The following is a 13573-nucleotide window of genomic DNA, read 5'->3' as shown; positions in this document are numbered from 1 at the left end:
GGGCCGGACCGTCGCATGATGGGGCAAAGACACCGGAAGGAATGGTCATGATCGAGCTTTACACCGCCGCCACGCCGAACGGGCACAAGGTCTCCTGCACGTTGGAGGAACTCGGCCTGCCCTATAATGTCCACGTCGTGTCGCTGTCGAAGAATGAGCAGAAGGAACCCTGGTTCCTGGCCATGAACCCCAATGGCCGTATCCCGGTGATTGTGGACCGGGCGGAGGATCATGTCGTCTTCGAATCGGGGGCCATCATGATCTGGCTGGCGGAGAAGACGGGCCGCCTGATGCCGACCGACGCCAAGGGCCGCAGCAATGTGCTGCAATGGTTGATGTTTCAGATGGGCGGGGTGGGGCCGATGATGGGGCAGGCCAACGTCTTCCACCGCTATTTCCCGGAAAAGATTCCCGCCGCCATTGATCGGTACCAGAAGGAGGCCAAGCGCCTTCTGACCGTTCTGGATGGGCGGCTGAAACATCATGAATTCCTGGCCGGCGATTTCTCCATCGCTGATATCGCCAACTGGTGCTGGGCCAGGACACATGACTGGTCGGGTGTGGCCATCGATGACCTGCCGCACCTGTCACGCTGGATCGCGCAACTGGATGCCCGACCGGGCTGTGCCGCCGGCCTGCAGAAACCGCCCAAGAACGTGACGGCGGCGGAATTGGTGCAGTCGGCGCAGAACATTGTGGTCAGGTAGCTGTTCGTATTCCTCAGTCGCCGGCGCCCACATCCGTGGGCTTGGCTCACGGCGCACGAGCGCCGCGGCGGCAGTCGCCGCCGGGGCGGCTTTCCGCTGAGCAGAAAGCCGCTCTACCCCTCCCGCCGGCGGCGCAGCAGGACGTAATAGGCGCCGTTGCCGCCATGTTGCGGCTGGGCCTGGTGAACCGACAGGATCAGCGGGCCCACATCCGCCTCCCGCAGCCAGCGGGGAACGGACAGGCGCAGCACGCCTTCGCCGCGCGGCATCTGGCCTTTCCCGGTGATGACCAGAACCATGCGCCGACCGGCGGCATGCGACCGGCGGATGAAGCCGGACAGGGCGTGGTGCGCCTCACTCTGCGTCATGCCATGCAGGTCGATGCGGCCGTCAATGCCCATCCGGCCCTTGCGCACCTTCTCGTCCGTCCGCTTGTCCACCCCCGGTATCCGGCCCAGGGGCGACGGGGCCAATTGCACGCTGACCTTGCCCTTTTCCTTCAACGGAACACTGCGCAGCAGTTCGGCCAGCCGTTCGGCAGGGGCGGCAACGGGGGCGGCGGGCAGGGGGATGGCGGGCTTTGCCGCCACCAGACGGGTCGCCACCGGCTCTGCCGCGGGCTTCACCGCCGGTTTCTTTGGTGGGGCGGATTTGCGCTTGGACGCGATGGGCGTGGCATCCCGGACCACGGTATGCCAAAGGTCCAGTTCGGCATCCGTGGGCGTCTTGGGGCGGCGATTATCGGTCATGCCGTGGCGGGGTCCGGTTCGCCCTCCAGGATGATCTGCACCCGGCCCGGCCCGTGCGCATGCGGCAGGGACGTCTGTTCAATGTCCGCCGTGCGCGATGGCCCCGTCACCATGTTGACGCTGCGCGGCATGCCCAGGCCCCGCGCCTGCTGCCGGATGGCAAGGCCGTGCCAGGCTTCCTCATAGGTGCCGACAATATGGTGTAAGGGCAGGATCACGATATGGATGCGTGGCAGGAAAAGAAGGCTGGTCGCCTGATCGGACCCGCTGGGTATCACCAGCGTGCCGGTTTCCGCAACGCCGGCCAGGGCCGTGGTGACGCCGACCTGATCCCCGGCCTGCGCACGGCCAAAGGCGACCGACAGGCTGGGTCGCCGGTCCCAGGGGATGGCGCGCAGCCAGGGATCGGGTGCGATCCGCACCTGCAAGCCTTGTCCCAGGCCTGACAGATAGTCGGCGACGGCGTGCGGCACGCGGGCCGGATCGGCCACCCGTTCCACGCCCGCCCCCACGGCGGTCGCCATTTTCGTGAACAGTTCGATCAGGCCCAGCGCCGTCAGCCCCTTCACCCGGCCCGGCGTGGGATGGGCCGGCGGCGTTGCCAGACGGGCCGCCACATCGGCGGCGGCGCGGCCTTCATCGCGCGCCCCCGCCTGTGCCGCGGCGCGGATGCGGCCCAGGATGGCGCTGCGGCTATCCATGGCGGCGATCCTTGTACATCGACTGGAAGGTGCGGCCCTGTGGTGCCGGGAAATCGCGGGTATCGGTCCAGCCGCCGGCCAGCGGCAGCGACTTGAACGACCCTTCCTTGCCCATCAAACCCATGACACGCATGGCGATGGAGGTGATAAGGCGGTAAAGACGCGGGCGTTTGGCAAACAGGCCCCAGGCCCACAAGCCCTGGCGGACGGAGGGGGGCGACAGGCGCTTCTCAAACTCCACTTCCCGCCAGCGATGCATGATTTTGGGCAGGGGGATTTTGACGGGGCAGACACTTTCGCATTTGCCGCAGAAGGTGCTGGCGTTGGGCAGGTGCCGTGCCTCCTTCACCCCGATCAGGGCGGGGTCCAGGGCCGCGCCGATGGGACCGGGATAGACCCAGCCATAGGCATGGCCGCCGACCGCATGATAGACGGGGCAGTGGTTCATGCAGGCCCCACAACGGATACAGCGCAGCACCTCCTGCATCTCGGTCCCCAGCAGGGCGGAGCGGCCATTGTCCAGCAGCACCACATGGAACTCACGCGGGCCATCCGCGTCGTCGGCCCGGCGCGGGCCGGTGGAGAAGGTGGTGTAGGCCGTGATCTCCTGTCCCGTGGCCGACCGCGCCAGCAGGCGCAGCATCAAGGTGGCATCAGCCAGGGTGGGCACCACCTTCTCAATCCCCGTCAGCACGATGTGACAGCGGGGCAGGGTCTGTGTCAGGTCGCCATTGCCCTCATTCGTGACAATGATGGTGCTGCCCGTTTCGGCCACCAGGAAATTGGCCCCCGTGATACCGATATCGGCATTCAGGAACACATCGCGCAACTCCCCCCGCGCCTCGGCCAGAAGGTCGGTTGGCTGATCCAGGGGGCGGTCGGGGGGCAGGTGGGTATGGGTGCGTCGGAAATCGGCAGCCACCTGTTCCTTCGACAGATGCAGGGCCGGGGCCACGATGTGGCTGGGCACCTCTCCCCGGATTTGCAGGATATACTCGCCCAGGTCGGTTTCGACCGCCTTGATCCCCGCTGCCTCCAATGCGGCATTCAGACCGATCTCCTCCGACACCATCGACTTGCCTTTGGCGATCAGGCGCGCATCGCGTTCCGTCGCCAGTCGCAGGATGATGGACCGCGCCTCCGCCGCGTCGCGCGCCCAATGCACATGACCGCCGCTGTCGCGCACCCGCGCCTCGAACGCTTCCAAATAATGGTCCAGATGGGAAAGCGTATGGTCCTTCACGGCCTTGGCGGCGTCGCGTAAAGCCTCGAATTCCGGCAGGTTGGCAACGGCGCGGGCACGGTTGACGGGAAACCCTGTCTTGAATTTGGTCAGCGCCCGGCGCAGTTCCGGGTCTGTCAGGGCGTCGGCGGCGCGGGCCGGGAAGTCGGCGGAATGTGGCTGCATCACCCCTCCGCCCGGCCAATGGGGGCCGTATCCGGATCACCCGCCAAGACCTCCGCCACATGTCGCACGTCGATATCATGGCCCAGGCGCGACAGGCGGCCCGCCATGTTCATCAGACAGCCAAGATCACCGGCCAGCAGCGTGTCGGCACCCGTGGCGACAATCGCCTCCACCTTCTCCGTCACCATATGGGTGGAGATGTCAGGATATTTCACACAGAAGGTGCCGCCAAAGCCGCAGCAGACATCCGCCCCCGGCATCTCCGTCAATTCCACGCCGGGCAGGCTGGCCAGCAGGCGGCGGGGCTGGTCTTTGACCCCCATTTCCCGTAGGCCCGAACAGCTGTCATGATAGGTGACGGTGCCGGCAAAGCCAGGAATGGCCGTGTCCAAGCCCATGATGTCGGTCAGGAACCGGGTCAGCTCCCAGGTGCGGTCGGCCAGTGCCGTGGCCCGCGCGGCCCAGGCCGGATCATCGCGGAACAGTTCCGGGTAGTGTTTGTGCAGCATGCCTGAGCAGGACCCGGACGGTGCGACCACATAATCACAGCCCTCAAACGCCTGGATCATTGTCCTTGCCAGCGCCTCTGTCGTGGCCCGGTCGCCATTGTTCCAGGCCGGCTGTCCGCAGCAGCTCTGTGATGGCACGGTGACTTGGCACCCGGCGCGTTCCAGCAAGGTGACCGCCGCGAACCCTACAGACGGGCGGAACAAATCCACCAGACAGGTGACCAGCAGGCCGACTTTGGGCGGATTTGCAGGGGGCATGCGGGCAGGGTCCGTCGCCGATCAGGAAGGTGTGCAGAGTACATGATCTGGGGCGCGGGCGTGGCGAAAAAAGGGGCCGGATCAAGCCTTTGCGCTGTCAGGGGCCGCTATCGTGCGGATGCTGGGGCAGGGTCCAGGCACCATTGCGCAGTTTCTCCTCGAACTGCCGTCCCAGGTCGCCCAGGCTGGTCTGCGCCAGCCGCGACAGAAGCAGGGTGCGCGCGGCGGACAGGCTATCCTCCAGCGCCTGATTGACGGCCTGTTCGACGAGACAGGTGGGATTATCCACCGACGGGCCGATGGCGAAAAGCTGTGGCTCGCCCAATGCCTGATAGATGTCCAGCAGGCTGATCGCGTCCAGCGGGCGGGCCAGAACCCAGCCGCCGCCATGCCCCTTTTCCGACCGGACCAGCCCTTGTTGACGCAGGCCCGCCATGGTCCGGCGTACCACCACGGGGTTGGTGTTCAGCATGGCGGCCAGCGTTTCGGACGTGGCGGCGCCTTCCAGCCGATCCATGTGGATCAGGGCATGCAGCATGCGGGAAAGGCGGCTGTCGGGTCGCATGGCTCTGCTTAACCCATGCTGAGTTTCGTAACAAGAGATGTTGCGTAATCCTGTGATCGCCTCCATCATGTAACTTATGAAGTAACATGATGGAGGCGATAATGCTTCATGACGTGATCATCATCGGTGGCGGCTTTGCCGGGCTGGCTGCCGCCATGCCCCTGGCGCGGGCACGGCGGCGCGTACTGCTGATCGATGCGGGGCAGCCCCGCAACCGGTTTGCGGCGCATTCCCATGGATTCCTGGGTCAGGACGGGGTGGCGCCGGCGGACATCCAGGCACGCGGCATGGCCGAACTGTCTGCCTATCCGACCTTTACCCTACTGCGGGGAAATGTGGTGGGAGCGGCGGGCACCCTGGACACCTTCGCTGTAACCATGGCCGATGGCGCCCGCCATCTGGGCCGGCGTCTGATCCTAGCGACCGGCGTGCGGGACGAACTGCCGCCCATTCCGGGGATGAAGGAACGTTGGGGCGTCGGCGTCCTGCACTGTCCCTATTGCCATGGCTACGAGGTGGCGGGGCAGCCCCTCGGTGTCCTGGGCACCCAGGCCGGATCGGATATGAAGGCGCTGCTGGTGTCGGATTGGGGGCCGGTCACACTGTTCACCCAGGATGCGTTCCTGCCAGGGGCGGAGATGATGGCGCGGCTGTCCCAACGCAGCATCACGGTGGAAAGGGTACCGATTACGGAAATGCTGGGCGAGGCACCGTCACTGTCGGCGGTGAAGCTGGCTGATGGGCGGGTCCTGCCGCTGGCCGCCCTGTTCGTTGGCCCCCGTACCCATATGGCCAGCCCCCTGGCCCTGCAACTGGGCTGTGCCATGGAGGAGGGACATAGCGGACCTTACCTGCGGATCAATGAGGGCAAGGAAACCAGCGTGCCCGGCATCTTCGCGGCAGGCGACGCCACCATGCAGATGCACAGCGCCACCCTGTCGGTGGCGTCGGGTATGCTTGCCGGGGTGGGGGTACACCGGTCGCTGCTGGGGCTTTGATCGGACCTACAGCTTTACGGGCATGGCGGGCAGGCGGCAGCGGATGGTGCTGCCATTCTGCCCGTCGCTTTCAATCTCAACCGCACCGCCATGCAGTTCCACGAAGCTTTTCACCAGCGACAGGCCCAGGCCGGCACCGCCCGACCCGGTATTGCCGGCGGCCCCGCGTTCGAAGCGTTCGAAGACGCGGTTCTGTTCCTCGCTCGTGATGCCCAGGCCCGTATCGGCGACGCCCAGCACAACCTGATCGCCCTGCCGTTCCGCCGACAGGGTGATGCGCCCGCCGGCGGGGGTGAATTTGATGGCGTTGGAGACAAGGTTGAACAAGGCCTGCTTCAGCCGCTTCTCGTCCCCCTGCATGGCCCCGACATGGTCGGGAACATCGACGCGTAGGTCCAGCCCCTGTTTGCGGGCCCAGTCGCGGGTCAATCCTGCGACCGAATGCAGAAGCTGGGGAATGTCGAACTGTTCTTGTTCCAACACCATGAACCCGGCCTCGATGGTGGCCAGATCCAGGATGTCATTGACCAGGGACAGCAGGCGCCGGCTCGCCTCCAGCACACCCTTGGCATATTCCTGCTGCCGGTTGTTCAGCGGCCCGAAATACTGGTTATGCAGGATTTCAGCAAAGCCCATGATGGCGTTCAGCGGCGTGCGCAGTTGGTAGGACACGTTGGCGATGAATTCCGCCTTTAACCGGTCGGCCGCCTCCAGCGCTTCGTTGCTGGAGCGCAGGGCCGTTTCCACCTTGTCGCTGTCGGTGACGTCCAGGCAGGAGAACAGCACCGCCCCGTCGGGCAGCGGCACCAGGGCATAGCGCAGGACCGATCCATCGACCCGGCGCATGATGCCGGCATCGGCGGCACGTTCCAGCAGGCGGCTGACCAGCCGGTCCCGCTCCTGGTCCCAATTCCCGCCTTCATCCAGCAAGGGGCGCACGAAATCGACCAGCCGGTTGGCATGCGGCTCACCCCGCACCTGTTCGGCATCGACGGACCAGAGACGCTGGAAGGCCGGGTTGCAAAGTTTCAGGCGGCCATCGCCGCCGAACACGGCCACGCCCTCGGCCAGATTATCCAGCGTCTCCTGCTGCACTGCCATAAGGGTGTTGTAGGAGCTTTCCAGGGCCAGGGTGTGGGTCACATCCTCCGCCACGAACATCAGCCCGCCGAACGGATGAGGCACGACAAGGGAGCGCAGCGTCCGCCCGTCGGGCAGATGCATCAGCTCTTCCATCGGTTCGATCAACGAGGTGAATAGGCCCAGCTGCTGCTTCTTCCAGCGCGGGAAATCCGCCTCTTCCGTCAGTTTGCGGCGGTCGCGCAAATCCTCCAGCACCTCGCCAAAGGTCGGTTCGTCGGCCAGCCAGCCCGTATCCATGTCCCACAGCCGCGCGAAAGCATGGTTATGGAACTTGATCCGCATATCGGGGCCATAGATGGCGATGGCGGAACCCAACTGATGCAGGACCTCCCCATGCGCATCGATATGGCGGGTCAGTTCGTCTTTCAGGCCGCGTTCGGTGGTCCGGTCCACGGCCATACCGATCATGCAGCCTTGCGGCAGGGGGACTTCGGTCAGTTGGAACAGACGGCGGTCGCCATCCACCACCAGGAACCGGTCCTCGCTCTGCGCTGCGCCCGTTTCCCGCGCGCGCTGGGCCAGATCGCGGGGCGCGCCGAACAGGCCGCCGCCGGGTAGTTCGCGGCCAGCCTCCAGTACCTGTTCCGGACTGCTGTCCAGCAGGTTGGCATAGGCCTGGTTGCACCAGTCCAGGTCCAGCGACGCATTGCGCCGCCACAGCGGGATGGGCAGGGTGGACAGAAGGCAACGCAGCTTCTCCAGCTCTGCCGACTGCACACTCTGCAATTCCTGACGGCGCACCTGTTCCTGGCCCTGCGGCGTGACATCGCGTAGCCAGAGCAGATGCAGGGCGGTGCCATCCGTCGCCTTGCCCCGCCGACCACTGGCCAGGAAGAAGGCGGAGCCGTCGGCAAGCCGGACATTGATCTGGAAGGGCTGCCCACTGTCGGTCAGATGTCGGAAGGACCCGTGCAGAGCGGCGGCATCGCTGGGCGCCAGCGCTTGTTCCACATCCTCCAGTCCGCGCACCTGTTCCAGGCCCAGCAGGGCCGCGAATCCGGCGGACTGCGCCAAATCGCCATCGCTGCCCAGGGCGAACCAGGCATCGGGGCTGGCATCCAGCAGGGCCAGCAGACGGGCATTCTCCGTCCGTGTCTCCTGCATATCCAGTTCCCGCCCCCGGCCCCAGGCCAGAAGCCGCAGGAACATGGCGGCGATGGTCAAAAGCAGGGCCAGCGTCAGCAGGCCAAGCACGGGCGATTGCGCTTCCCACAGGGGAAGCAGCATCCAACCGATCGCAGCCAGCCCCAGCAGGGCGGCACCGGCGATCGCGATGACATGGGCGACGGCAGGCTTCACAATGGGCGTTAGTGTAGGGGGTGAAATCCTTGAAATGCAAGCATCAGGGGGCATCAGCCGGGGCCAGAGTGGGCTTGGCCCTTGGTGCCTGTGCTTGACGTTGCCCGCCGCCTGCCCACATAGCAGGGCGTGTTCGATCCTTCCCTTGCCCCGAGTGAGCCCGATGACCGGCAATCCAAACCCCCACGATCCTATCCAGTGGCATGGCACCACCATCATTTCCGTCCGTAAGGATGGACAGGTGGTCATCGCCGGTGACGGCCAGGTGTCGATGGGGCAGACGGTGATGAAGTCCAATGCCCGCAAGGTTCGCCGTCTGGCGGGCGGCTCCGTGATGGCCGGTTTCGCCGGTGCCACAGCCGATGCCTTCGCCCTGTTCGAACGGCTGGAAGCCAAGCTGGAGCAGCATCCGGGACAGTTGACCCGCGCCGCCGTGGAAATGGCCAAGGATTGGCGCACTGACCGTTACCTGCGCCGTCTGGAGGCGCTGATGGCTGTGGCGGACAAGGATGTCTCTCTGGTCATCACCGGCAATGGCGATGTGCTGGAACCGGAAGACGGCATTATCGGCATCGGGTCGGGCGGGTCCTATGCCCTGGCGGCGGCCCGTGCGCTCAAGGATATCGATGGTTTCGATGCCGAAATGATTGCGCGGCGCGCGATGAAGGTGGCCGCCGACATCTGTGTCTATACCAACCATTCCGTCACGCTGGAGAAGATGTGATGAGTGCCACCGCCTTCTCCCCGCGTGAGATCGTTTCGGAACTGGATCGATTTATTGTCGGCCAGAACGAGGCCAAGCGCGCCGTTGCCATCGCGCTGCGCAACCGTTGGCGCCGGCAGCAATTGACCGGCCAGATGCGCGAGGAAGTGTATCCCAAGAATATCCTGATGATCGGCCCGACCGGTGTCGGCAAGACCGAGATCGCGCGGCGTCTGGCCAAGCTGGCCCAGGCCCCGTTCGTGAAGGTGGAGGCCACGAAGTTCACGGAAGTCGGCTATGTCGGTCGTGATGTGGAACAGATCATCCGTGATCTGGTCGAAGCGGCCATTGTCATGACCCGCACCCGCCTGCGCCAGGAAGTGGCGGCCAAGGCCGAACTGCATGCCGAGGAACGGGTGCTGGACGCGCTTGTTGGGGAAGGGGCCGGGCCGGAAACCCGCGCGAAGTTCCGCAAGATGCTGCGCGAAGGTACGCTGAACGACCGCGAGATCGAAGTGCAGGTGGCCGACAATGCCGTTCCCGGCATGCCGACATTCGATGTGCCCGGCATGCCGGGTGCTCAGATGGGCATGGTCAATCTGGGTGATATTTTCGGGAAGGCCTTTGGTGGCGGTCGCACCAAGACCCGCAAGATGAGCGTGTCGGAAAGCTATGAAGTGCTGATGGCCGAGGAAAGCGACAAGCTTCTGGATAATGAGAAGGTGGTCGCCGAGGCCATCCATTCGGTGGAACAGAACGGCATCGTCTTCCTGGACGAGATCGACAAAATCTGCGCGCGCGGTGAGCATCGCGGCGGTGGCGACGTGTCGCGCGAAGGCGTGCAGCGCGACCTGCTGCCCCTGATTGAGGGTACCGTAGTGTCCACCAAGCATGGGGCCGTGAAGACCGACCATATCCTGTTCATCGCGTCGGGTGCCTTCCACGTCGCCAAACCCAGCGACCTGCTGCCGGAATTGCAGGGCCGCCTGCCCATCCGTGTGAATTTGCAACCGCTCACCCAGGCCGATTTCCGCCGCATCCTGACGGAGCCGGAATGCAGCCTGATCAAGCAGTATGTGGCGCTTCTGAAGACGGAAGAGGTGGAACTGGTCTTTACCGACGACGCCATCGACGAGTTGGCCCGGCTGGCCGCCGACATCAACCGGACGGTCGAGAATATCGGCGCCCGCCGCCTACACACCGTGATGGAGCGTCTGCTGGAGGAAATCAGCTTCGCCGCGACGGAAAAGAGCGGGGAGGTGATCACGGTGGATGCGGATTACGTCCGTCAGCAGTTGGACGGTCTGTCGCAGAACACGGATCTGTCGAAGTTCATTTTGTAAGCGACTCTCGGGGCGGTGGCTATGAAGGGCGCCGCCCCCGCTCCTGCCCCCGCTGCCTGGGCGCGGATGGGGGCGCAAATTTTCTGATAATTTTCCTCTTGAGCCGGCCCTTGGGGCAAGCCCGATAAGGTCTTCGTTCGAAGAAGGAAGACACGCCTTGGCAAAAGCTGGACCTTATCTGCGTTGTGCCGCCGCCGCCCGCCGGCTTGGTGTAACCGCAAAGGCACTGCGCGTTTACGAAGCGCATGGATTGGTTCGGGCCGAACGGACCGCCGCCGGTTGGCGCGTCTATGGCCCCGACCAGATCGCACGCCTGCATCAGGTGATCGCCCTCAAGAGTTTCGGCTTTCCGCTCAGCAGGATTGCCGAACTCCTGTCCGGTGGCATGCCCGATTTGGCCACTTTCCTGGAATGGCATGAACAGATGCTGTGCCAGGAGGCGGAGCGTATCGACAGAGCGCGGCGGCTGTTGGGTACGGCCCGACTTAAACTTGCCAGAGGCGATGGTCTTTCCTTGGACGATCTGATGACGCTCTCAAAGGAAACGACAATGACGGAAAATCGTACGGAAAATCTGGCGGCTGCTTATGCGGCGGTTGCCAGCAAACATTTCACCGCAGCAGATCAGGCGATCCTGACGGCCAATGGCTATCGCGGCATGGATAAGCCGGATGCGGACTGGGACGCCCTGAGTCAGGAGGCTGCTCGCCTCATGAAGACCGTTGACCCGGCCTCCGCCGAAGCGATGGACCTTGCGCGCCGCTGGATGGGCAAGGTGTTCGAGGTCACGGGTGGTGACCCGGCCTTGACCGAAAAGATGCGAACGGTGGCGCGTGAGTTGAACGGCCACCCTGACTTTGCAGCGGCCTCCAGCTCATCCAACGAGATGACGGACTTCATCACCAAGGCCTATGGCGCAGCCATCGCCGCCGGAATCCTGCCGAAGCCGGTGAGTGCTGCGTGATCGGACAATCAAGCAACTGATAGGAGAGGAGGGATATATGGCGGAGAGGGTGTCTGTAGAACAAGCGTTCGCCTCTATCTCCGCCCGTCGCCAAAGCCTTTGTTTTTACATGATTCTCAGCCTTTCCTGTCCGCCAACGTCCGTTGACGTACCCCTATAGCCGTGCAAATGTGTGGGGAAGAATGTGGGGAACGGATCGTGCTTCCCCACACCGGACGGCGGGCGAAGGGTGTGGACATGGCAAATCTCACGGCAATGCAGGTGCGGAACGCCAAGGAAGCGGGACGCTACGGCGATGGGCAGGGGCTTTTCCTTGAAGTCGGCAAGTCCGGTTCCCGAAGCTGGATTGTCCGGGTGCAGGTGGACGGGAAGCGTCGGGATATCGGGCTGGGTTCTGCCAATGATGTTTCGCTGGCCGATGCCAGGACCAAGGCGGAGGAAGTCCGCCGGGCGCTTCGTGAAGGCCGGGACGTTGTGGCGGAGAAGCGCGCGGCCAAGGCGGAACCCGTAAAGCTACCCACCTTTCGGGAAGCGGCGATCCAAGTGCATCGGGAACACCTGCCATCATGGAAGAACGGGAAGCACGCCGATCAATGGCTTGCCACCCTTGAACAGCATGCCTTTCCTACATTGGGCGATATTCCGGTCCGCGACGTTACCGGCCCCATGGTGCGCGATACGCTGGCGGAGATTTGGCTTGTGATCCCTGAAACCGCGCGTCGTGTACGCCAGCGCATCGGGGCCGTGCTGGATTGGGCACATGCCAAGGGCTGGCGGGAGACAGACGCACCCTTGCGCGCCATTACCAAGGGGCTTCCGAAGCAGCCGAAAAAGGATAACCACTTTGCCGCCATCCCCTGGAAAGAGTTGCCCGCCTTTCTGGAAAAGCTGCGCACGAATGACCGGGTGGGGGAGCCTTACCGGCTGGCGATGGAGTTTCTGATTTTGACGGCAGCTCGATCCGGGGAAGTGCGCGGCGCACGCTGGTCTGAAATAGACGTAAGTAGTTCAGAATGGCGCATTCCGGGGGAACGCATGAAGGCAGGCAAGCCGCACACGGTCCCACTGTCCGCCCGCGCCATGGCGATCCTGTCGCGGATGCAGGAATTGCGCACGTCGGACGACAAGGGGGCGCTGATCTTTGAAGGGTCCCGGAAGGGTTCGCCCATGTCGGATATGACCCTCACCATGATGCTGCGTCGCATGGATTTGGATTTCACCGTTCATGGCTTCCGGTCCTGTTTCCGCGATTGGGCAGCGGAAGCGACCAATTTTTCCCGTGAAGTCTGCGAAGCTGCCTTGGCCCATACCGTGGAAAACCGGGTAGAGGCGGCATATCGGCGTGGCGACCTACTGGAAAAGCGGCGGAAATTGATGGACGCTTGGGACGGCTTCTGTGTGGGTGGAACTGGCAAGGTGGTCAGTTTTGCGAAAAAACGAAAATAGTGATCGGTTTATTCACATTGCCTCTTGTGTTCATAGGAACGCCGGCCTATATCTGAGAACGTACGCGAACGGAGACGGTCCTTGATCCTTGTTGGGCATCTTTCGTCTGTAGAGAAGTTCCTCTGTGAACAAGAGGATGCCGGAGAACCCTACCCGTTGCCCGGATTAATTGGGCGCTTCGCTGTAGTGGCTCCCTATTTATCCAGCCGTTTTGAAAGCGTTCTTTCAGACCGATTTTGGAATAACATACGTTTTGTGGCAGAAGATTTTTATCGTGATGCATTATGTTTGTTCTATTTCATATATTATCTTGAATGGATGTTCGTTTATCTGGGTAACGTAGTCCGATCTTGCCTTGAATATATTGCCGCTGCATTTGTCAGCCGCGAAATGATCGACACGCTGCCAGTTATGAATAATTGAGGGCGATACCTACGTATCTGTCGTTTTGACCAAAGGTCATCACCGTACATATGGGGTATTCCCAATGAACAGCACGCATATGTCAGCCATGAAGGCTGAAAAACCGACTCATGCCGCCACAGACTTAATTGGCGCCATTTCGGTCGCAGACTTTTTATCATCATACAGTATCGGCAGAACGTCCTTTTACAAGGAAGTTGCGGCAGGTCGAATCACGATCAAGAAGATCGGAAGGCGAACCCTCATCCCTCGGGCAGCGGCGGAAGCGTGGCTTAACAGCCTGAAAGGCTAACGCTACCCAAATTCTGCCTCTCGAACGGCGGGCATATTGTCCGCCGTATTGGGACCCTTTTGCCT

The 13573-nt window shown here is 63.2% G+C and carries 14 protein-coding genes; 8 read left to right on the top strand and 6 right to left on the bottom strand.

Annotated elements, in window-relative coordinates; all coding sequences use genetic code 11:
• The first annotated feature begins 47 nt into the window (after positions 1-47).
• Complete coding sequence (locus C0V82_RS08780) at positions 48-707, top strand: glutathione S-transferase family protein (protein WP_102113336.1); 660 nt, start codon at positions 48-50, stop codon at positions 705-707.
• Positions 708-820: 113 nt separating this feature from the next.
• Here C0V82_RS08780 and C0V82_RS27770 read toward each other — a convergent pair whose 3' ends face one another.
• The 5 genes from C0V82_RS27770 to C0V82_RS08755 form a co-directional block, all read right to left on the bottom strand.
• Positions 821-1456, bottom strand: a complete 636-nt coding sequence (locus C0V82_RS27770; RefSeq protein ID WP_102112005.1) for a Smr/MutS family protein — start codon at positions 1454-1456, stop codon at positions 821-823.
• A complete protein-coding gene (locus tag C0V82_RS08770) occupies positions 1453-2157 on the bottom strand; it encodes a LutC/YkgG family protein (RefSeq protein ID WP_102112004.1) in 705 nt (234 codons plus the stop codon). The genes C0V82_RS27770 and C0V82_RS08770 overlap by 4 nt, the downstream gene beginning before the upstream one ends.
• The gene (locus C0V82_RS08765; RefSeq protein ID WP_102112003.1) at positions 2150-3565 is read right to left on the bottom strand and encodes a LutB/LldF family L-lactate oxidation iron-sulfur protein; all 1416 of its coding nucleotides are present in this window, start codon (positions 3563-3565) and stop codon (positions 2150-2152) included. Before C0V82_RS08765 ends, C0V82_RS08770 begins: the two co-directional genes overlap by 8 nt.
• Positions 3565-4332 carry a (Fe-S)-binding protein gene (locus C0V82_RS08760; protein WP_102112002.1) on the bottom strand — a complete coding sequence of 256 codons (768 nt, stop codon included), beginning with the start codon at positions 4330-4332 and terminating at the stop codon, positions 3565-3567. The genes C0V82_RS08765 and C0V82_RS08760 overlap by 1 nt, the downstream gene beginning before the upstream one ends.
• 97 nt (positions 4333-4429) lie before the next feature.
• Positions 4430-4897, bottom strand: a complete 468-nt coding sequence (locus C0V82_RS08755; protein ID WP_102112001.1) for an Rrf2 family transcriptional regulator — start codon at positions 4895-4897, stop codon at positions 4430-4432.
• Between the two features lie 101 nt (positions 4898-4998).
• On the opposite strand from C0V82_RS08755, the gene C0V82_RS08750 reads away from it, so the two are divergent.
• On the top strand, positions 4999-5895 hold the full coding sequence (locus tag C0V82_RS08750; protein WP_102112000.1) for an NAD(P)/FAD-dependent oxidoreductase: 897 nt from the start codon (positions 4999-5001) through the stop codon (positions 5893-5895).
• 6 nt (positions 5896-5901) lie between these two features.
• Here the strand turns inward: C0V82_RS08750 and C0V82_RS08745 are convergent, their stop codons facing one another.
• Entirely contained in the window at positions 5902-8337 is a 2436-nt protein-coding gene (locus C0V82_RS08745; protein ID WP_245924045.1) for a PAS domain-containing sensor histidine kinase, read from the bottom strand.
• A 163-nt stretch (positions 8338-8500) separates the two neighbouring features.
• On the opposite strand from C0V82_RS08745, the gene hslV reads away from it, so the two are divergent.
• From hslV to C0V82_RS08720, 6 genes are all read left to right on the top strand, one after another.
• Positions 8501-9061, top strand: a complete 561-nt coding sequence (gene hslV / locus C0V82_RS08740) for an ATP-dependent protease subunit HslV (protein WP_102111999.1) — start codon at positions 8501-8503, stop codon at positions 9059-9061.
• Complete coding sequence (gene hslU, locus C0V82_RS08735; RefSeq protein ID WP_102111998.1) at positions 9061-10383, top strand: ATP-dependent protease ATPase subunit HslU; 1323 nt, start codon at positions 9061-9063, stop codon at positions 10381-10383. Before hslV ends, hslU begins: the two co-directional genes overlap by 1 nt.
• A 157-nt stretch (positions 10384-10540) precedes the next feature.
• Entirely contained in the window at positions 10541-11347 is an 807-nt protein-coding gene (locus C0V82_RS08730) for a MerR family transcriptional regulator (RefSeq protein ID WP_102111997.1), read from the top strand.
• 237 nt (positions 11348-11584) lie between these two features.
• On the top strand, positions 11585-12793 hold the full coding sequence (locus C0V82_RS08725; protein WP_102111996.1) for a tyrosine-type recombinase/integrase: 1209 nt from the start codon (positions 11585-11587) through the stop codon (positions 12791-12793).
• 81 nt (positions 12794-12874) lie between these two features.
• Entirely contained in the window at positions 12875-13216 is a 342-nt protein-coding gene (locus tag C0V82_RS26825) for a hypothetical protein (protein WP_158659816.1), read from the top strand.
• Between the two features lie 64 nt (positions 13217-13280).
• Positions 13281-13508 carry a helix-turn-helix domain-containing protein gene (locus tag C0V82_RS08720; RefSeq protein WP_245924044.1) on the top strand — a complete coding sequence of 76 codons (228 nt, stop codon included), beginning with the start codon at positions 13281-13283 and terminating at the stop codon, positions 13506-13508.
• Positions 13509-13573 lie beyond the last annotated feature (65 nt).

Origin of the sequence: Niveispirillum cyanobacteriorum, from assembly GCF_002868735.1 — a bacterium.
Taxonomy (GTDB): Bacteria; Pseudomonadota; Alphaproteobacteria; order Azospirillales; family Azospirillaceae; genus Niveispirillum; species Niveispirillum cyanobacteriorum.
Note: the sequence above shows the minus strand (reverse complement) of the source record. Positions and strands in the feature narration are given on the sequence as shown.

What these genes read in the sequence shown, in the direction of transcription:
- C0V82_RS08780 (WP_102113336.1), top strand. Translation starts at nt 48, where the DNA reads ATGATCGAGCTTTACACCGCCGCCACGCCGAACGGGCACAAGGTCTCC.
- C0V82_RS27770 (WP_102112005.1), bottom strand. Translation starts at nt 1,456, where the DNA reads ATGACCGATAATCGCCGCCCCAAGACGCCCACGGATGCCGAACTGGAC.
- C0V82_RS08770 (WP_102112004.1), bottom strand. Translation starts at nt 2,157, where the DNA reads ATGGATAGCCGCAGCGCCATCCTGGGCCGCATCCGCGCCGCGGCACAG.
- C0V82_RS08765 (WP_102112003.1), bottom strand. Translation starts at nt 3,565, where the DNA reads ATGCAGCCACATTCCGCCGACTTCCCGGCCCGCGCCGCCGACGCCCTG.
- C0V82_RS08760 (WP_102112002.1), bottom strand. Translation starts at nt 4,332, where the DNA reads ATGCCCCCTGCAAATCCGCCCAAAGTCGGCCTGCTGGTCACCTGTCTG.
- C0V82_RS08755 (WP_102112001.1), bottom strand. Translation starts at nt 4,897, where the DNA reads ATGCGACCCGACAGCCGCCTTTCCCGCATGCTGCATGCCCTGATCCAC.
- C0V82_RS08750 (WP_102112000.1), top strand. Translation starts at nt 4,999, where the DNA reads ATGCTTCATGACGTGATCATCATCGGTGGCGGCTTTGCCGGGCTGGCT.
- hslV (WP_102111999.1), top strand. Translation starts at nt 8,501, where the DNA reads ATGACCGGCAATCCAAACCCCCACGATCCTATCCAGTGGCATGGCACC.
- hslU (WP_102111998.1), top strand. Translation starts at nt 9,061, where the DNA reads ATGAGTGCCACCGCCTTCTCCCCGCGTGAGATCGTTTCGGAACTGGAT.
- C0V82_RS08725 (WP_102111996.1), top strand. Translation starts at nt 11,585, where the DNA reads ATGGCAAATCTCACGGCAATGCAGGTGCGGAACGCCAAGGAAGCGGGA.
- C0V82_RS08720 (WP_245924044.1), top strand. Translation starts at nt 13,281, where the DNA reads ATGAACAGCACGCATATGTCAGCCATGAAGGCTGAAAAACCGACTCAT.